Source organism: Pseudomonas sp. SZ57, from assembly GCF_009495975.1.
Lineage (GTDB): Bacteria > Pseudomonadota > Gammaproteobacteria > Pseudomonadales > Pseudomonadaceae > Aquipseudomonas > Aquipseudomonas syringae.
The window spans coordinates 678,059-697,784 of sequence record NZ_WIBD01000002.1 but is presented as its reverse complement, the minus strand read 5'-3'; the positions used below and the strand labels follow the sequence as shown (position 1 = coordinate 697,784).

The 19,726-nt window shown below is 59.6% G+C and carries 14 protein-coding genes and 1 pseudogene; 7 read left to right on the top strand and 8 right to left on the bottom strand.

Features of this window, described 5'->3' with window-relative positions:
- Positions 1-72: 72 nt before the first annotated feature.
- Together GE543_RS03185 and pncA are read right to left on the bottom strand one after the other, a co-directional pair.
- On the bottom strand, positions 73-1,008 hold the full coding sequence (locus tag GE543_RS03185) for a formate/nitrite transporter family protein (RefSeq protein WP_003411532.1): 936 nt from the start codon (positions 1,006-1,008) through the stop codon (positions 73-75).
- 141 nt (positions 1,009-1,149) lie between these two features.
- Positions 1,150-1,794, bottom strand: a complete 645-nt coding sequence (pncA, locus tag GE543_RS03180; protein WP_046269742.1) for a bifunctional nicotinamidase/pyrazinamidase — start codon at positions 1,792-1,794, stop codon at positions 1,150-1,152.
- 191 nt (positions 1,795-1,985) lie between these two features.
- Between pncA and GE543_RS03175 the strand changes: the two genes are divergently transcribed.
- The gene (locus GE543_RS03175) at positions 1,986-4,112 is read left to right on the top strand and encodes a TonB-dependent siderophore receptor (RefSeq protein WP_178118528.1); all 2,127 of its coding nucleotides are present in this window, start codon (positions 1,986-1,988) and stop codon (positions 4,110-4,112) included.
- A 110-nt stretch (positions 4,113-4,222) separates the two neighbouring features.
- On the opposite strand, the gene GE543_RS03170 is transcribed toward GE543_RS03175, so the two are convergent.
- From GE543_RS03170 to GE543_RS03150, 5 genes are all read right to left on the bottom strand, one after another.
- Positions 4,223-5,470: a cellulase family glycosylhydrolase gene (locus GE543_RS03170; RefSeq protein ID WP_153220656.1), complete on the bottom strand. Its 1,248-nt coding sequence runs from the start codon at positions 5,468-5,470 to the stop codon at positions 4,223-4,225.
- A 418-nt stretch (positions 5,471-5,888) separates the two neighbouring features.
- Complete coding sequence (locus GE543_RS03165; protein WP_046235363.1) at positions 5,889-6,845, bottom strand: D-2-hydroxyacid dehydrogenase family protein; 957 nt, start codon at positions 6,843-6,845, stop codon at positions 5,889-5,891.
- Between the two features lie 42 nt (positions 6,846-6,887).
- Positions 6,888-7,541, bottom strand: a complete 654-nt coding sequence (locus GE543_RS03160) for a DUF1345 domain-containing protein (RefSeq protein ID WP_024663408.1) — start codon at positions 7,539-7,541, stop codon at positions 6,888-6,890.
- A gap of 151 nt (positions 7,542-7,692) precedes the next feature.
- Positions 7,693-9,045, bottom strand: a complete 1,353-nt coding sequence (gene gudD, locus GE543_RS03155) for a glucarate dehydratase (RefSeq protein ID WP_046235362.1) — start codon at positions 9,043-9,045, stop codon at positions 7,693-7,695.
- 64 nt (positions 9,046-9,109) lie between these two features.
- Positions 9,110-10,435, bottom strand: a complete 1,326-nt coding sequence (locus GE543_RS03150) for an MFS transporter (protein ID WP_003396445.1) — start codon at positions 10,433-10,435, stop codon at positions 9,110-9,112.
- Between the two features lie 457 nt (positions 10,436-10,892).
- Between GE543_RS03150 and GE543_RS03145 the strand changes: the two genes are divergently transcribed.
- Positions 10,893-11,606, top strand: a complete 714-nt coding sequence (locus tag GE543_RS03145) for a FadR/GntR family transcriptional regulator (RefSeq protein WP_003417533.1) — start codon at positions 10,893-10,895, stop codon at positions 11,604-11,606.
- A gap of 1,285 nt (positions 11,607-12,891) precedes the next feature.
- Here the strand turns inward: GE543_RS03145 and GE543_RS03140 are convergent.
- A complete protein-coding gene (locus GE543_RS03140; RefSeq protein ID WP_178118536.1) occupies positions 12,892-13,983 on the bottom strand; it encodes a carboxylesterase in 1,092 nt (363 codons plus the stop codon).
- A gap of 230 nt (positions 13,984-14,213) precedes the next feature.
- Between GE543_RS03140 and GE543_RS03135 the strand changes: the two genes are divergently transcribed.
- From GE543_RS03135 to GE543_RS03120, 5 genes and pseudogenes are all read left to right on the top strand, one after another.
- Positions 14,214-15,305, top strand: a complete 1,092-nt coding sequence (locus GE543_RS03135) for a sugar diacid recognition domain-containing protein (protein WP_153220651.1) — start codon at positions 14,214-14,216, stop codon at positions 15,303-15,305.
- 111 nt (positions 15,306-15,416) lie between these two features.
- Positions 15,417-16,556 (top strand): glycerate kinase, encoded by a 1,140-nt coding sequence (locus GE543_RS03130; protein WP_153220649.1) that lies wholly within the window; start codon positions 15,417-15,419, stop codon positions 16,554-16,556.
- Between the two features lie 173 nt (positions 16,557-16,729).
- Positions 16,730-17,500 (top strand): annotated as a pseudogene (locus GE543_RS27740) (MCP four helix bundle domain-containing protein); the annotation flags it as partial.
- Positions 17,489-18,355, top strand: coding sequence for a methyl-accepting chemotaxis protein (locus GE543_RS27735; RefSeq protein ID WP_370683550.1), 867 nt, complete (start codon positions 17,489-17,491; stop codon positions 18,353-18,355). The pseudogene GE543_RS27740 and the gene GE543_RS27735, both read left to right, overlap by 12 nt.
- A gap of 125 nt (positions 18,356-18,480) precedes the next feature.
- The gene (locus tag GE543_RS03120) at positions 18,481-19,725 is read left to right on the top strand and encodes an AGE family epimerase/isomerase (protein WP_153220645.1); all 1,245 of its coding nucleotides are present in this window, start codon (positions 18,481-18,483) and stop codon (positions 19,723-19,725) included.
- The last annotated feature ends 1 nt before the right edge of the window (position 19,726 follow it).

Here is a 19,726-nt window from a genome sequence, read left to right as displayed (position 1 = left end):
TAGATGCGTTCAAAGAGTCATTCTGCCTTTAAAATCCGCCGCGTTTCCTGAAAGAAAGTTTAATGATAGGGATCATATTTCTCGCTTTGCCGCGGAATCCTCTTCCTTGAGCTTCTGCGCTTTCTCCAGGCGACGTTTTTCTTCCTTGTTTTTGCGATCGCGCTCCATTTTCTCTGTGGTGTCTTTTTCACTGCGGATCTGCGCATGGCTGATCAAAGCGAAAATAAAACTGCCACCGATAATGTTGCCCGCCAGCGTGGGGCCTGCGAACGCAAACCAGAAATCCTTCCAGCCCAGCTCACCCGCGAATACAAGATAGGACACTTCGGCCGAACCCACCACGATGTGCGTGAAGTCGCCGAGCGCCATCAGGTAAGTGATAAGCACAATGATCGCTATCTTGGCGTTTTCCATCGACGCGATCATCCAGACCATGGTCGCAATCATCCAGCCCGAGACGATGCCCTTGGAAAACATCTGGGCCAGGTCGTTTTCCATGACCTTGTGGCCAATTTCCAGAAACGCCTTGTCTGTGCTGGTATCGAAAATCGGCAGATTGAGCATGACATAGGCCACCGTCAGCGTACCGACCAGGTTGCCGGTCAGAACCACACCCCACAAACGCAGCAGCCGCCCGATATTGGCCAGGTTCAGCTTGCTCATGACGGGTAGCACAGCCGTGATGGTGTTTTCAGTGAACAGTTGCTGGCGCGCCAGGATCACCGCCAGAAACCCTGCAGAATAGCCGAGGCTGCTGATCACATGACTGCCGGGGATGCCTTCGAGGCGCGAGTTCAACAGCCCCATCGCCATCAGCGACAGGCCCATGGTCAGCCCTGCAGCCAGTGCCGACCACCACAGCGCGGCTACGCTGCGCTCCAGTTCATGGTCGCCCTGCATGCGAATGGTTTCGTGCAACACCGCCGCGCGGGGCGGCTGATTCTCATCAATCTCGCGCTCTTCCTCGGCTGACAGGCCGGGGGTCTTGCCATCTACTTCGTGATCCATACAACGTCCTCAGCGCCAGTGATGAAATGGACCGACGGGGGCAATGTCGGGCCGATGGTTCAGACAGGCGCCGCGCGCTGTCGTTCGCCAGCGGCGGAGCGTATCGAGAAATGTTTGAGCCAGTTAGCAGAATGTGTCGGTCTAGCCCAGCAGATCGGCGCTCTGCACGCGTTCGATACCCATGCCCAGCATGGTCTTCCAGGCCTGCTCCAGCGAGCCGTTCATATCGATGGCGCGACAGGCGTCTTCGACCACAAAGGTGTTGAAACCGGCACTGCGTGCATCCTGCGCGGACCAGGCGACACAGAAGTCCAGCGCCAGCCCGACCACGAACAGCGTGTCGATGCCGCGCTCTGTCAGGTACCCGGCCAGCCCGGTGCGGGTCGTGCGGTCTGCCTCCAGAAATGCCGAGTAACTGTCGATGTGCGCATTGCAGCCCTTGCGCAGGACCAGTTGCGCGTGAGGCAGGTCGAGGTCGGCATGTAGCTGCGCACCGTGACTGCCTTGTACGCAATGATCCGGCCACAGCGTCTGCGGACCGTAGGGCAGGGTAATGCTCTCGAACGGCAGGCGCTGCGCATGGCTGGACGCAAAGGAAATGTGCCCGGCAGGGTGCCAGTCCTGCGTGATGACCACTTGGGGAAAGCGCGCACCCAGGCGATTGATCAACGGCAGCAGCGCATCGCCGTCAGCCACCGCTAGTTGCCCTCCGGGCATGAAGTCGTATTGCATGTCGATTACCAGCAAGGCGCAACGAGGATCGGCAGGCTTGTGGGAAAGGGGCATCGTGGGTTCTCTGGTAAGGAGCAATAAGCGCAGTTTGCCTGTTTATCGCCACATTGGCTAAGCGTCATGTCTGGCCTGTGCGAGAGTATTTTTTGGGAATTTGTATCAGGCGTTAATACGAATCTGTACTATTCGCAAAAAATCCTGCCGGGTCCCAAGAGGCCTGGTTTCTTGCCAAGGGCTGCATGTCGATGCGTCGTACTATCGTTTCACTTTGCGTTATCCAGGCTATCTCTCAAGCGGCCTGGGCTGATCAGGTGGCTGGCGTCCAGCCTGCCATGGAGTTGCAGAACATCGATATCCAGGGCGCCGCCAATGCCGAAACGGCACAAGGGCCGGTCGATGGTTATCGGGCCACACGGTCTGCCAGTGCCACGCGTACCGATACCTCGCTGCACGAAACCCCTCAATCGGTCAGCGTCGTGACCCGCGAAGCGGTCGAGGACATCGGTTCCACACGTTTGCAGGATGCTCTCGACTACGCGGGTGGCGTCGGTCGAGCCAACAACTTCGGCGGCCAGGGGCTGACCACCTTTACGGTGCGCGGCTTCACCACCGGCGAGTTCTACCGCAACGGCTTCCCGATCAATCGTGGTTATCCGAACATGCCGGACGCCAACACCATCGAGCGCCTTGAGGTGCTGCGTGGTCCGGCCACCACGCTCTATGGTCGCGGCGATCCGGGCGGCACCTTCAATGTGGTTTCCAAACAGCCGTTGGCCGAGCCTTCCGTAACGCTGGGCAGTCAGCTCAATGATCAGGGCATGAAACGCGGAACGCTGGATGCTTCGGGACCCCTGGATGACGAAGGCCGTTTTGCCTATCGCCTGAATGTGGTGGGTGAGGGCGGCGATACGTTCCGTGATCACGTCGAAACCGAGCGCTATGGCGTGGCGCCGGTATTGAGCTGGCAGGTCAACGACGCCACGCGCATCACCTTCGAAGGCGACTTCATGCGCAACAACGCGCCGCTGGATCGTGGCCTGACGCGGTATGCCAATCAGACGGGTACCGCTGCCCGCGACACGTTCTTCGGCGAGAAGAGTGTGGGCAAGCTGCATAACGACAACAACATGGCACAACTGCGCTTCGAGCATGACCTCAACCCGGACTGGACGCTGGGCGGTGGCGTGCAGATCCTTGATGGTTCCCTGCAAGGCGATGCCATCGAGGCCAACGGGCTGGCGGCGGACGGCCGCACCCTCGGGCGCAACTTCAACTATCGCAAGCTGGAATGGACCGATCGCGATGTGCAATTGAACCTGACCGGGCATTTTTCTGCGGGCGGTTTCGAGCACACGCTGCTGACCGGTGTCGAGTATGAAGATTATGACTACAAGTCGATCATTCAACGCTCCAGCGGTGCAGTCAGTGCCTACCCGATCGACATCTTCAATCCGGTCTACGGCCAGGCTCGTCCGGCACTGACCCGAACGACAACCCACGACAAGGAGAACCTCAAGACCTGGGCTGCCTTCGTGCAGGATCAGGTGGCCCTGACCGAGCGCCTGAAGCTGCTGGGCGGTGTGCGTCTGGAGCGTTTCGAACACGATTACGATTCTTTCCTGCCCGGCACCAGCAGCTGGACTGCCAGCGATAACGCGGTCACTCCGCGCCTTGGCCTGAGCTACGACCTGACCGACGACCTTGCCGTCTACGCCACCACCGCTCGCTCGTTCAAGCCCAACAGCGGTGCCAGCCGACTGGGCGGCGGGTTCAAGCCGGAGGAGGGAAAATCCTATGAAATCGGAACCAAGTGGGAGGCGCTGGACGGGCAACTGAGTGTCGACACGGCCATCTACCAGATCGAAAAGCGTAACGTGCTGACCACCGACCCGGTCGATTCAACCTTCAGTGTGGCGGCGGGCGAGGTGCGCAGTCGCGGCCTGGACCTGAACGTGGTCGGCAACCTGACGCCCGAGTGGCGGGTAATGGGCAGCTACGCCTACGTGGACGCCGAGGTTACCAAGGACAACACACTGCGGTCCGGTACACGGCTGATGAACATCCCCGAGCAAACGTTCAGCCTGCTCAACGTCTACGAGTTTCAGGACGGCGCCCTGCGTGGCCTGGGCCTGGGCGGCGGCGGTCGCTATGTCGACCAGCGCGCCGGGCGTACGGCCAACACTTCTTTCTCGATGGACAGCTATACGGTGTTTGACCTGCTGGCCTATTACAAGGTCAACCCGCACGTGAAGCTCAATCTGGACCTGAAGAATGTGTTCGACACGGACTATGAGGAAGGCTCGTTCGGCAATGTCTATGCCTATCCGGGGGCACCACGGACGGTGCAGGTGGGGATTGCCTATACGTTGTGATGCCGTGTGCCGGTATCGGGTTCTGATGGAGAAAGCCTGACCCTTTCAAGGGCAGGTTCAGCAGCGTGCGTAATGGGCGCCGGCCCTTGTGCACACGCAGCCGTGCATCATCAGTACTGATCGGCCGTTGAAAAACCGGCACGATGGCGAAGTTTGCCCCCTTGGAACTGTTCCTTGCCGGGTAAAATGTCCGCTCCGGCTGCTTTGAGAGCGCTCATATTATCCCGCAAGGCATTAGTGGCGGCGTCCTTTTGCTGGAAGGTATTGGCTGCTGTCAGGTTGGCATTACCCACTTCGCCAATCTGGAATTTATAGCCAGCCTCTTTCAATGCCTTGATCTGGCTGGCGAGTCGCGAAGAGGCTTCGCTTTCTCTGGCATACACATGAAAACTTCCAATCAAGGCTGGGTTGTCGTCGCCATTGGCAGCCTTTAATTGAACGGCAAACTTGACCAGGCCGCTTTGCGGACCTGCGGTCAGGCCACCCCCCCAATTGCTGTCCTCGACAACAATACTTCCTTTATAACCGGCATCGCGCGCGGATTTAATTAACGTGGTCTGCATGTCGGCCCATTCCTGACTTGCGCTTTTACCGCCCTGATGGAAGGTATCCAGTACAAAGCCTGTACGACTGCCAAACCTTTTGACAATGGTACTGATGTCGGCCGAGGCCTGCTTCAATTTGTCTCCCGTCAGCACGTTTCCGCTACCCTGGTTCGCATCGTCGCGGAACGTGAACTGAACTTTTACACCCTGTTTGCCCCCTTCACTGAGCAATGCCCTGAGCTTATCCAACTGCCTGCTGTCCTTGATCTGATCGTGCGTCATCTGAAAGCGCAAGGTTCCGCCTCCAATCGCTTTCAGGTCCTGAATCATCTTCGTGGCAGCGGCAGGTGTGGCGATATCATCAGGATTGACGTTGGCTCCCCCGCGCAAGACGGGCTCGGCGGTTTTGACCGGCTCGGAAGCGGAAACCTTGTCTTTGTCTTTGACTTTTGTATCTGGCTCGGCAGAGGTCGTGTTGTCTTTGACAGTGGCCACGTCATTGAGCACGGCCTTGGTATCGTCCTGACTGACGCGCGTTTTTTGACTGGCAAGTAACGCCGCGTCCGATGAGGATGCTCCATTCTCCAGCGATTGAGCATTTCGCTTGAACATTGCTCTGGTATAGACCGGAGAGGTTTGCGCCGCTTCAGCGGAGCGCCTGTCGGAAGGGGTGTAGGTATCGAGTTTCGTCTGCGTATCCGAAGTTGCACCCGTCGTGCCAGCGCTCGCCGGTTCCGGGGGCCTGTCTGCCATGACAGGTTTCTCGTTAGCTGCCATGAGGCTGTCATGTGGCCTGGCTGAGCGGATATTCATCGGATGTCTCAGTGGTCTGTGCGAAAAGTGACTGCGCCTGATAAAGCAGGAGAATGAATATCGAGGCAGGCGATAATGTATGGAATGACAATGTTCATATGAGCACGTCGGAAACTTAATATAACGATTGTGCAGCTGTTTCCATGTTTCTGTTGTTTATCGATACTCGGGCTCATCAGGGTGCAATTATATTCCGAGTATTGTCCATCGGGCGAGCAGGTTCGCATAGAACTTATTTTCCGTGCAGCAAAGTCTTCACGGTTAATGCGGTTCTTTTTTTTGCCCGAAATACTGGTCGTTTACTGGCCTGGAAATGGGGGCCGACCGCGAGACTGGTGGTGAGGCTTTACAGGGGCGACACGCAACGCCCGGACGCAGCGTGGCACCCATAGGTTACAGCGTGATGCTGCATGACTCTTCAGCCAAATACCCGGATCGGCGACCCTGCATGCCACGCCTGGATATCTTCGATCATCTGCCCGTAGAAAGTCCGGTAGTTGTTCTCGGTGACGTAACCGATGTGCGGGGTCGCCAGCACGTTGTCCAGCGTGCGGAACGGGTGATCGGCCGGCAGTGGTTCGATGTCGAAGACGTCCAGCGCTGCGCCGGCGATTCTGCGCTGTTGCAGTGTTTCGATCAGCGCGGCCTGATCGATGATCGGGCCGCGTGACGAGTTGATCAGATAAGCGCCGGGCTTCATCCAGTTCAGTGCTTCTGCGTCCACCAGGCCGCGGCTGCGATCGCTGAGCACCAGGTGCACCGACAGCACATCGGCCTGCTCGAACAGTTGCTGTTTGCTGACATAGGTGACGCCGGACTCGGCAGCAGCCTCTGGCGTCAGGTTCTGGCTCCAGGCAATGACTTTCATGCCGAATGCCTGCCCGTAGCGGGCGATCCACTTACCGATACTGCCCAGACCGAGAATGCCCAGGGTTTTGCCATGCAGATCGCTGCCTATTCCGACCTGCCAGTTGCCGGCACGCAGCGAGTTGGCCTCGGCCACCAGGTTGCGGGTGATGCCCATGATCAGCGCCCAGGTCAGCTCCGGTGCCGCATGCTTATAGCTTTCAGTTCCACACACGACAATGCCCTGACGCTTGGCCGCAGCGGTATCAATCGCCGCATTGCGCATGCCGCCGGTGACCAGCAGTTTCAGCGTCGGCAGCTGGCTGAGCAGCGCCGCATCGAACAGGGTTCGCTCGCGCATCACGCAAATGATGTCGAAGTCTCGCAGGCGCTGCGCCATGGTCGATGTATCGGCAGGGTAGTCATGCAGAAAACTGACCTTGCCCACTGAATGGAGCACGGACCAGTCCACTACAGTGCTGGCGACGTTTTGCCAGTCATCGAGTACCGCTATTTTCAATGGGGTCATCGTCTGAAGGCCTCTTGATGGGGTTGTTTTTCAAGGCCAACGCTAATTGAACAGGCTGGCGGCGATGTTGATCGAAAAACCCAGAATCGCGGTGTTGAACACAAAACAGATCAATGACTGGCCGAGCACGACCTTGCGCATTTCGCGCGTCGCTACGCCCACATCGGAGGTTTGCACTGCGACGCTGAGGGTGAACGAAAAGTACAGAAAGTCCCAGTAATCGGGGTTCTTTTCACCGCCCACAAATGCCAGCGCGGGCTCTTTGCCTTTCCAGGTGTAGAACATGCGTGCGTAATGCAGGCTGAAGATCACGCCGATCATCAGCCAGGAGCCGATGACCGTCAGGCCGGTGAAGGCGTGGTGAAGCATCTTGGCGTCGCTGGAAAGGCCTTTACTGTTGGCGATTTCAAAAATGATTGCGGCCAGGCTGGCCAGCGCCGCAACGCAGACCGTGACCAGAATGACCCCCGCGTTTTCGTCTTCCCTCATCGCGACTCGCCGCACATCGTCGGCGTCGCTGCGCAGCGTGCGGATGAAAATCATGATCAGATAAAGCCAGACCCCCGTGTCCCAGCCAGTCAGCAGGCTCTGGGTCAGTGTCGAGTGGGGGATGAGCCAAGACCAGGCGATGCCTGCGGTCAGGCCGACCAGAGCGGCAAGGGTGAGGCGAGGGCGGGTGCGGGCGAGATGGCGCATGCGGTCTAATCGTTACTGGACATTACCAGACAGTAGCATGCCGCTTCGGCAAGCCAAATTCGATTAAAAAAACGGCGCGCAAGGGGGTTGCGCGCCGTGTGCCAGCCAGAGAGTGAACAGGCGGCGAGTCAACTGCGAATGCCAGACCGATTCAACGCACCAGGCAAGGCTGCTTGTTGTTGAATTTCCAGTCAGGGATCAGAAACTGCATGGCCACGGCGTCGTTACGCGCGCCCAGGCCCATGCCTTTATAGAGTTCGTGAGCCTTGGCCAACTGGTCCATGTCCAGCTCGACACCGAGCCCCGGTTTCTTCGGAACCTCGACCTTGCCACCGACGATTTGCAGCGGCGCCTTGGTCAGACGCTGGCCGTCCTGCCAGATCCAGTGCGTATCGATCGCGGTGATAGTGCCCGGCGCTGCAGCGGCCACGTGGGTGAACATCGCCAGGGAAATATCAAAATGGTTGTTGGAGTGCGAGCCCCAGGTCAGGCCCCACTCGTTGCACATCTGCGCCACCCGTACCGAGCCCTGCATGGTCCAGAAGTGCGGGTCGGCCAGTGGAATGTCCACTGACTGCAGCTGAATGGCGTGACCCATTTCCCGCCAGTCGGTGGCGATCATGTTGGTGGCTGTCTTGAGTCCGGTAGCGCGGCGGAATTCGGCCATCACTTCGCGACCGGAATAACCGTTTTCTGCGCCGCACGGATCTTCGGCGTAGGCCAGCACATGATGCTGATCGCGGCACAGGCGGATCGCTTCCTTGAGCGACCAGGCACCGTTCGGGTCCAGCGTAATGCGCGCCTCGGGGAAGCGTTCGGCGAGTGCGGTCACCGCTTCGATTTCCTGGTCGCCGCTCAACACGCCGCCCTTGAGCTTGAAGTCCTGAAAGCCGTAACGCTGATGCGCGGCTTCGGCCAGGCGCACCACGGCCTCTGGAGTCAGTGCTTCTTCATGGCGGATACGGAACCAGTCATTATCGGCCTCGGGTTCGCTGCGGTAAGCCAGATCGGTCTTGCGCTGGTCGCCGACATAAAACAGGTAACCGAGCATTTCGACCTGATCGCGCTGCTGACCTTCGCCCAGCAATGCCGCAACCGGTACTTCCAAATGCTGGCCGAGCAGGTCGAGAAGCGCCGCTTCCAGCGCGGTGACCGCATGAATGGCAATGCGCAGGTCGAACGTCTGCAGGCCACGGCCACCGGAGTCCCGATCGGCAAACGCCTTGCGTGCCTCGTTGAGAATCTTCTGGTAAGTGCCAATGCTGCTGCCGACGACCAGCGATCGCGCGTCTTCCAGCGTCTGGCGAATCAGCTCGCCGCCAGGCACTTCGCCCACACCGACATGCCCGGCATTGTCCTTGAGAATGACCACGTTGCGGGTGAAGTAGGGGCCATGTGCGCCGCTCAGGTTGAGCAGCATGTCGTCATGGCCAGCCACGGGCACTACCTGCATTTCGGTAATGACGGGGGCCTTGCTGGTGATATTGGATTGCTGAATGTTCATGACGGGTCCTTTAAACGTAAGGCCTTGAAAATATGACCGATGAAAAAGCGGCTGCGCACGTGTATCAGTGGGTCGCCGGCGTCTGAATGGCGGCGACCGGCGTCGCGCCAGGCTTGGGGTTATTGCGCGCGGCGAAAACGATGATTGCGGCGATGATCGAAGTGGCTGTCAGGCCATACAGTCCGCCCTGGATCGAACCGGTGTGTTCTTCCAGCAGGCCGAAGGTTGTGGGTGCCACGAAGCCGCCGAGGTTGCCCACCGAATTGATCAGCGCGATGACCGCAGCGGCGATCCGCGCGTCCAGATAGGCCTGCGGGATCGGCCAGAACAACGAAGAAGCCGACTTGAAACCCAGTGCTGCAAAGCAGATGGCGACGAAGGCGAAGATCGGACTGCCGGTGGTCGACATGAACATCCCGGCAGCCGCAATCAGCAGCGCAATGGCTACCCAGGCCTGCTGGCGTTTCCACTTGGCGGACAGCGTGGCGAACACGTACATGCCGATAATCGAAAGCAGCCACGGAATCGAGTTGAACATGCCGACTTCGAAGTCAGTCAGGCTGCCCATTTTGCGGATGATGCTCGGCAGCCAGAACGTTGCTGCGTAAATCGTCAGCTGGATGAAGAAGTAGATCAGGCAGAACAGAATGATCTGACCGTCCTTGAGCAGCTTGCCGATGGAGGCCTTGACCGGCGTCGCGGCCTCACGGGCAGCCTGTTCGGCATCGATGGCGTTGACCAGCGCATCCTGTTCTTCGCGGGTCAGCCACTTGGCATCGTGCGGTTTGGAGTCCAGCCAGAACCAGACGAAGAAGCACAGACCGACCGAGAACATGCCTTCGATGAAGTACATCCACTGCCAGCCTTTCAGGCCGAAACCGGTGATTTGCAGCAGCAGGCCGGACAACGGGCCCGAGATCAGCGAGGCGATGGCCGAGCCGCTGAGAAAGATGGCAATCGCCTTGCCACGCTCGACGCCAGGCAGCCAGCGGGTGAAGTAGTAGATCACGCCTGGAAAGAAACCGGCCTCGGCCACGCCGAGCAGAAAGCGCAGGATGTAGAAGTGGGTTTCGGTCTGGATGAAGGCCATGCAGGCGGCGACGATGCCCCAGGTGAGCATGATTCGCGTCAGCCAGATACGCGCGCCGACTTTCTGCAGCAGGATGTTGGAAGGGACTTCGAAAAGGGCGTAGCCGATGAAGAACAGTCCGGCACCCAGGCCATAGGCTGCAGCGCCGATACCCAGATCATGCTCCATGTGCGAACGCACGAAGCCGATGTTGACCCGGTCGATGTAGTTGACGATGAACATGATGACGAAAAGCGGCAGGACGTGACGTTTGACCTTCGATACGGCTGAATTCAGAACCGAACCTGTGCCGTCGGCCATCCTGGAATTGGATGTGCTCACAGTTGAATCTCCCACTCGTTGTTTTTATGCGGGTATGTGCGAAGTGTGTCCTTCGCATTGTCGGTCATCATACAAGTAAAAAGCCGTTGTGCAATCCCTTCGCAGTGATGATCTGCGAGATTATTAAGCTGGAGGCATTCGCCGTTGTGCAGGTATGCCGGGCGTATATGACCGTGTTTAATTAAGGTTTTGGCCAATGAATACAGGGATTTTGTTTGTGTGCATCAGCTGAGGGTGGCGGGTGCCATTGAGCGCAACGGCTGACGGAAGGCAGGGTGGGCGGAAACAGGCGCTTTGACAGGCGGGAATGCTTGTAATACAAGTAAGACAACTGCGCAGGGCTGTTAAACCCGGCTTCTGGCCGCTCCCGGCCCCGTATTCGCGCTGCCACGGCCGTGATACGGCAGCATAAACAGACAAGTCAGGATTATTCATCATGCAAGAGCCTGTCAGCACAGCGCCCAAACGCCGTCAGCACAGCCTGGCCACCGATCTGGTCACCGAACTGAGCCAGCGCATCCTGCTTGGCAAGATTGCTCCCGGCCAGAAGTTGCCTTCCGAGAACCAGATCGTCCGCGAGCACGGCGTCAGCCGCACCGTGGTGCGTGAAGCGATCTCCAAGTTGCAGGCGTCCGGGCTGGTGGTGACCCATCACGGCATCGGCACATTCGTGCTCGAGCGCAGTGACCAGACGGGGCTGCGCCTCAAGGTCGAGACCGTTTCCAGAGTGCGCGATATCATCGAACTGCGTATCGGCCTGGAAACCCAGGCCGTGGCGCTGGCAGCAGTGCGCCGTACCGATGAGCAACTGGCGGCCATGCGCCAGGCGCTGGATGATTATCAGGACCTGCTGGCCAACGACGACAGCTGCGTCGAGGCTGACAAACGCTTTCACATGTTGATCGCCGAAGCCACCGGCAACCCGTATTTTCTGGAGATCATGCAACACTTGGGCAGCGCGGTCATTCCGCGCAGCCGCATTGCATCGAGCGAGCGGGCAGGCAACAACCTTGCGCATCAGGGCTACTTGGCCAACCTTGAACACGAAGCACTGCTCAGCGCCATTCGCCGCAAGGACCCGGATGCCGCGCGTGCAGCGATGTGGACGCACCTGAGCAACAGCCGTGAGCGGCTGGTTCCGCTGGAGTAGCCGCGAACGTGTTTGCTCGCACAAGGGGCCCCATGCTTGAGCGTAGGGTAAAATGCATGAGCGAACGTGTTCGCGAAAGGGCCCTTACAGCCGCAGAAGATTTGGTGTTCAAAACACCGCCTTCGCGAACAAGTTCGTTCCTACAAAAGCCCATGCTTGAGCGTACGGCAAAATGTAGGAGCGAACTTGTTCGCGAAAGGGGCCGTACAGCCGCAGAAGATTTGGTGTTCAAAACACCGCCTTCGCGAACAAGTTCGCTAACACAGAAGCCCTCCATGCTTGAGCGTACGGCAAAAATGTAGGAGCGAACGTGTTCGCGAAAGGGCCCGCACAGCCGCAGAAGATTTGGCGTTCAAAGCAACGCCTTCGCGAACAGGTTTGCTCCTACAAAAGCCCATGCTTGAGCGTAGGGCAAAAATGTAGGAGCGAACTTGTTCGCGAAAGGGGCCGTACAGCCGCAGAAGATTTGGTGTTCAAAACACCGCCTTCGCGAACAAGTTCGCTACCACAGAAGCCCTCCATGCTTGAGCGTACGGCAAAAATGTAGGAGCGAACGTGTTCGCGAAAGGGCCCGCACAGCCGCAGAAGATTTGGCGTTCAAAGCAACGCCTTCGCGAACAAGTTCGCTCCTACAAAAGCCCATGTTTGAGCGTACGGCAAAAATGTAGGAGCGAACGTGTTCGCGAAAGGGCCCTTACAGCCGCAGAAGATTTGGTGTTCAAAACACCGCCTTCGCGAACAAGTTTGCTCCTACAAAAGCCCATGTTTGAGCGTACGGCAAAATGTAGGAGCGAACGTGTTCGCGAAAGGGCCCGCACAGCCGCAGAAGATTTGGTGTTCAAAACACCGCCTTCGCGAACAAGTTCGCTCCTACAAAAGCCCATGCTTGAGCGTACGGCAAAATGTAGGAGCGAACTTGTTCGCGAAAGGGGCCGTACAGCCGCAGAAGATTTGGTGTTCAAAACACCGCCTTCGCGAACAAGTTCGTTCCTACAAAAGCCCATGCTTGAGCGTACGGCAAAATGTAGGAGCTAACGTGTTCGCGAAAGGGCCCGCACAGCCGCAGAAGATTTGGCGTTCAAAGCAACGCCTTCGCGAACAAGTTCGCTCCTACAAAAGTCCCCATGCTTGAGCGTAGGGCAAAAATGTAGGAGCTAACGTGTTCGCGAAAGGGCCCGCACAGCCGCAGAAGATTTGGCGTTCAAAACAATGCCTTTGCGAAGAGGTTCGCTTCTGCAAAAACCTGGCCCCACGGTATCAACGATACAAGGGAGGCGGTTGCGTACTACGGCGTTGCGTTCAGCACGCCGAGCATCACCTCGGTCTGCCACTCGAAATACGGGTTGAAGGTCAGCCGCGCATGGATCTTGCCCGGCTCGTTATAGCCCCAGTCCGAATACCACACCGGCTCGCCCGCCATGCACTTGGCGGTGTCCGGCGTGCTCTGGCCGTTCCAGCAGATACGCTGGCTGCCGGATACGCCGTAAAGCGGATTGTCCGTTGAAAAAAGCAGGCCCATGTGTGAAAAGCGGCTGATGCGGTATTCCGGCAGATAGTCCTTGCGCGCCTCGACGCGCGGCGTATTGGCCGCCCGGGCGGGCAGGTCGCCGTACCAGATCAGCCGACTGGCGGGATTGCTGAAGCGCTGGTTGAAATTATCCAGCACGTAATCAGCGTCGAGTACCGAGTCGTGCTCGGCGATGGCGATGAACACCGGCTTGTCATAGCGCCGCTGATGCAAACGGTCCTGGGCCAGCGCGCTGCTGCGATAGAACTGCGCAAAACCATTGGTGGGCATGTTCATGTAGCGAACCGGCGTCTGCATTGGGCGCAGGCCTTCGTTCGGCGCGGCAAGCCAGGGTCGCGCCCAGCCGATCCACGGGGTCAGCCAGGCATAGCCGCTGTTGGAGCGAAATGCCGGCGAGAACAAGAGCAGACCGGCGATTTCGTCATGACCATAGGCGTAATCGAGGACCAGATTGGCGCCGGTCGAAAAACCGCCCAGATAGACCTTCGGCACTTCGCGACCGAGCAACTGCGCCTGTTCGCGCACCACTTGCTGCCAGTGTTCGAGGCGCACGTCGAGCATGTCTTCGGGCTTGGTGCCATGCCCCGGCAACAGCACGGTTCGGACCAGATAGCCCTGAGCGGCGAGCGTCTGTGCCACGTCATGAAATGACCACGCCGAATCCCCCAGGCCGTGCACCAGCAGCACGCCGCCCTTGGGTGTCCCGCTCGGGGTCCACTGGCGCGGCGCGTTCCAGTCCAGCTCGGCCTGGTGGTCGGCGGTCTGGAAGTTGCGCTGGTTGCGGATCAGCTCGAGGGTCTGCTGACGGTAGTCTTCAAAGCGTTGTTTCGGCTCATCGCTTTCCGCCATCGACGTGCAGGCTTGCAGGGTCAATAGCGACAGCAGGCTGGCGAGTCGGAATTTGATCAAAAGGGGGCCTGTGCACACATATTCGAGGGTTCAAAAGGTCGACGCGGGCACTCTGCCATGTACGTCGCGCCCGTGCCTACTTTCAGGCACACTCGGGCGTTCTATAACTTCAACAAAATGTATCCATATGCCCAAGCATTGCAAGCCTCGCCACGCGTCTGGAGTCGTCCATGTTCGCCCTTGATCGAGCGCTGGCCCAGGACATCGTCGATCGGGCCATGGCTATCCTGCCGTACAACGTCAATGTCATGGACTACCTGGGCATCATCATCGGCAGCGGTGATGCCGAGCGATTGTGTACCCGTCATGAAGGCGCGCAGCGAGTGCTGGCCGACCGGCAGGTGGTGGAAATCGATTCCCTGGCGGCGTCGCAGCTCGGGGGTGTCAAGCCCGGCGTCAACCTGCCGCTGATGCTCGACCATCAACTGGTGGGCGTGCTCGGTATTACTGGCGAGCCGGACGAGGTGCGGGTGTATGGCGAATTGGTGAAGATGACTGCCGAGATGCTCATGGAGCAGCGTCGTCAGCAGGCTGATCTTCAATGGCGGGCGCAGCGCAGCGAAGACCTGCTGGCTCGCCTGCTGTTGCCGGAGTGCCCCGACAGCCTGGTGGATGAAGCGCGCCAGCTGGGTTTGCAGCCGCACATGGCGCGTCAGGTGGTGCTGCTGCAGTTTGGCGAGGAGGGGCTGGCTGCCAGCCAGGCTGCCAAATGGCTTGGCACGCGCTACGCCGACAGCTGGTGCGTGCTGCGTGAGCCCACGTTGCTGTACTGGTGCCGCGCCACGGGCAAGGAGCGTGACGATGCGCTGCTGCTCAAGCAGTTCGATGAACACCACTGGCCAGTGCTGCGTATGGCCACCGTGGCGCAATCGGCGGACCTGCCCACCCTGCGCCAGGCCTGCGCCGCAGCGCGGGATCTGCTCGACTACGCCAGCCAGGCAAGGCCGGCGCAGCGCCTGTTGCGTCTTGAAGCGTATCGGTTGCCGGTGCTGTTCTGGCGCTACCGGCATGACTGGCTGGCGGAACACGTCGCCGAGCCATTGGAGCGTCTGCACACGCACACGCAACTGCTCGACACCTTGTGCAAATGGTTCGAGTACAGCGGCGAAAGTCAGGCCTGTGCCGAAGCGCTGGGCATCCATCGCAACAGCCTGCGCTACCGGCTGGAGAAGATCGGCGAGTTGACGGGCTGCGACCCCTACAAGACCGACGACCTGCTGCGTCTGTACCTGGGGGCGCAGATGATCACTCGTCAGACCTGAAGCCGGGTTTTGTTCAAACGCCCGATAATGGCGACGGATCATTGTGCGAGCGGCAGGCGGAAAGCACGGTTTGGAATGAGAGCATTCGAGCACCGGATCTGGAGAACAACAATGAAAATAGTCATCGCCCCCGACTCGTTCAAAGACAGCCTCAGCGCCCAGGCAGTTGCCGACGCGATTGCCAGTGGTCTGGCCGAGGTCTGGCCGCACGCAGAACTGATCAAATGCCCGATGGCAGACGGCGGGGAGGGCACCATCGAGGCGCTGCTGGCTGCCTGCAATGGCGAGCTGATGAGCGCCAGCGTCAGCGGTCCGCTGGGCGCCCCGGTCAATGCCCAGTGGGGCTGGCTGGCGGAGAGCAGGACCGCAATCATCGAAATGGCCATGGCCAGTGGCTTGCAACTGCTGACCCTGGCACAACGCGACGCCTGTGTGACCAGCACGGAAGGCACCGGCCAATTGATCTCGGCGGCACTGGATGCGGGGGCTCGTCGGGTGATCCTGGCCATCGGCGGCAGCGCAACCAATGACGGCGGCAGCGGCATGCTTTCAGCCTTGGGCGCGCGCTTTCTGAATGCTGACGATCAGACTCTCGCGCCGGGTGGGCTCGCGCTTGCCGACCTGGCGCGTATCGATCTGAGCGGTTTCGATCCACGCTTGTCTGACGTGTGCGTCGAAATCGCCGCCGACGTCGATAATCCACTCTGCGGACCGAATGGCGCCTCCTCTGTCTTCGGCCCGCAAAAAGGCGCATCGCCCGAGCAGGTCATGGCGCTGGACGCCGCACTCGGCCGTTTTGCCGACCATACGGCTCAGGCCCTCGGTCAGGACTTGCGCGATAGCCCCGGCAGCGGTGCGGCAGGGGGCATGGGCTTTGCCGCCAAGGCCTACTTGAAGGCCTCGTTTCGTGCCGGGGTGGAAGTGGTGGCCGATCTGACCGGGCTGGAGCAGGCGTTGATCGGTGCCGATCTGGTCATCACCGGCGAAGGCCGTTTCGATGCGCAAACCCTGCGTGGCAAGACCCCGCTTGGTGTTGCGCGAGTCGCCCAGCGTCGGCAAGTGCCGGTGATCGTGCTGGCGGGAACCCTGGGCGAAGGCTACGAGCAGCTGTACGCGCATGGCATCGGCGCAGCCTTTGCTCTGGTCAGCGGACCAATGAGCCTCGAGCAGGCCTGCCGCGATACCCGCCGCCTGTTGCACGAGCGTGCGCGCGACGTGGCGCGGCTCTGGCAGATGGCTTCGGGCGGCTGATGACTGGGCTGTGATCAGCGAACACCGGCCCGGCAATTGGCCGTTATTTTAAGCAACCCTGCAAATGATCGCAGGCCGTCCTAAAGAATTGCCTGCTCAGGGCGATACGCTGTCGGTTGTCTGACAACTTCGCGTCGGATACTGCCCTCCAAAAAATATAAAGAGCCCTGGTCATGAATTTACGCAAACTCACTATCGCTCGTCGTGCCGGTCTGGGTTTTACCCTCATTTCCCTGTTGGTGGCTTTGCTGGGGTGGTTTGCGCTGGCGCAGATGTCGACCATTCGCCAGAGTGAAGTGGCGGTGGAGACCAACTGGCTGCCCAGCATGCGAGTGGTGAACGATATCCGCGAAATCATGCTGCGCATTCGGACCATTTCCTTGCGCATGGCGCTGGACACCGATCCTGCGAGCATTCCGACCTACCGTGGCCAGCTGGACGTACGCCTGGGCGATCTGGACAAGAAGCTGTCTGTCCTCAAGACCTTTGTCGACACCCCGGAAGAGAAGTCGCTGACCGACCAGTTCATGCTGACCATGGGCCAATACCGCAGTGCGCTGGATCGCTCCTTTGTGCTGGCTGGCCAGGGCGATAGCGTAGGGCTGAACAAGCTGCTGCTGGTCGACATGAAGCAGATCGTCGACGGCTCCGGCAAGCAACTCGGTGACCTGGCGGACTTTTATGTCACCAAGGTCGATGCGGAAGGCAAGTCGGCCGAGGCCCAGTACGACAAGTCGCGCGACATCGTCATTATCTTCGTGGTGATTGCCGCGCTGTGCACCATCGGCCTGGCACTCTGGCTGACCCGCAGCATCGTCGGCCCGCTGCAGCGTGCGGTAACCGCTGCCGAGCAGGTTGCCAACGGCGACCTGACCCATAGCATCGAAGTCGATGGCGAAGACGAAGTCACCCGACTGTTGCGTGCGCTGGCGATGATGCAGGTCAATCTGCGTGAAGCCATGCGCCACATCGGCAGTTCGGCCACCCAATTGGCGTCGGCCGCCACCGAACTCAACTCGGTCACTGAAGACAGCTATCGCGGCTTGAACCAGCAGAATGCGGAGATCGATCAGGCCGCCACGGCGATCAACGAAATGACTTCGGCAGTAGAAGAAGTTGCGCGTAACGCCGTGTCCACGTCGGACGCCTCCAACCAGTCCAGCACTTCGGCGCTGGCAGGCCAGACGCGGGTGATCGAGACGGTGCAGTCGATCCAGACGCTGACCGACAACGTACAGGCCACTTCGACGCTGGTGCAAAACCTTGCCAATCAGTCGCAGGACATCGGCAAAGTGCTGGACGTGATCCGCTCGATTGCCGAGCAGACCAACCTGTTGGCACTCAACGCCGCCATCGAGGCGGCACGTGCAGGCGAGTCGGGCCGTGGTTTCGCGGTGGTGGCGGATGAAGTCCGGGCATTGGCGCATCGCACCCAGCAGTCGACCCTGGAAATCGATTCGATGGTCAGTGCCATGCGCAGCGGTTCGGCGCAGGCACTCGACTCGATGAACACCAGCCGCGATCGGGCCGACTCGACGTTGGCGCTGGCCAAGGGCGCGGGCGAGTCCTTGAGCGAAATCACCTCGTCGATCAATCAGATCTCCGAGCGCAATCTGGTGATTGCCAGCGCGGCGGAAGAGCAGGCGCAAGTCTCGCGTGAGGTCGATCGCAATATCGTCAACATTCGCGATCTGTCCATGCAGTCGACTCAGGGTGCCAACCAGATCAGTGCGTCGAGCCACGAATTGTCGCGTCTGGCGGCCGATCTGAGCCAGGTGGTCTCACGCTTCAAGGTGTAAAACCCTACATTGATACAGGTTGTGTCCGCTTGCCGACGATCGACCGGACGCGCATTATGCCCTCGGTCGAAATGACCTCCGGTACAGTCTGGGCACAACCTTATCGAAGGGGGCGGCATCGCTTCATGAATAACAATAATCAAACCTTCAGCAGTTGGCTGCGCTCGCCAGCCCATCACCAGTGGCTGGCACTGGAAGGCAATCGTCTGTTGACCTTCGCCAAGGCTTCCAGGCTCGACAACGGCTTTGGCAGTCTTGATGACTACGGTCGGCTGATGGTCGGTGCCACCGCAGGAACCATGAACACGGCGCGCATGACCCACTGTTTTGCCATGGCGCATGCGCAGGGCATTCCCGGCTGTGCTGCGTTGGTCGATCACGGTATCGCCGCACTGCGCGGACCGTTGCACGATGCCGAGCACGGCGGCTGGTTCAGTGCCGCGCTCGAAGACGGCGGCAAGACCGACAAACAGGCTTATCTGCATGCATTCGTCGCACTGGCGGCCAGTTCTGCCGTGGTGGCGGGGCGGCCTGGCGCGCAGGCATTGCTGTCCGACGCCATTCAGGTCATCCAGACGCATTTCTGGAGCGAGCAGGAAGGTGCCATGCGTGAGTCGTTCGCGCGGGACTGGAGCCATGAAGAGTCGTATCGCGGCGCCAACAGCAACATGCACAGCACCGAAGCGTTCCTTGCGTTGGCCGATGTGACGGGTGACGCGCAGTGGCTCGACCGGGCGCTGAGCATTGTCGAGCGGGTTATCCACGAGCATGCCGGTGCCAACAATTTTCAGGTCATCGAGCATTTCACCCAGGACTGGCAGCCGTTGCCGGATTACAACCGCGATAACCCGGCCGACGGTTTTCGGCCCTTCGGTACCACGCCGGGGCATGCCTTCGAGTGGGCGCGTCTGGTGTTGCACCTGGAGGCTGCGCGCCGTCAGGCCGGACGCGCCAACCCCGAATGGTTGCTGGACGACGCCCGCCAACTGTTTGCCAATGCCTGCCAGTACGGTTGGGATGTCGATGGAGCACCGGGTATCGTCTACACCCTCGACTGGCAGAACCAGCCGGTGGTCCGTCATCGTCTGCACTGGACTCACTGCGAAGCGGCCGCTGCTGCTGCCGCATTGCTGCAACGTACCGGCGAGCAGCAGTATGAAGACTGGTATCGCTGTTTCTGGGAGTTCAACGAGACCCTGTTCATCGATCAGGAACATGGCAGCTGGCGCCATGAGCTGAACGAGCGCAACGAGCCCAGCGCAGACATATGGCCCGGCAAGCCGGACCTTTATCACGCCTATCAGGCCACGTTATTGCCGGTGTTGCCGCTGGCGCCAAGCCTGGCCAGCGCTCTGGCGGGACTGGAATAAA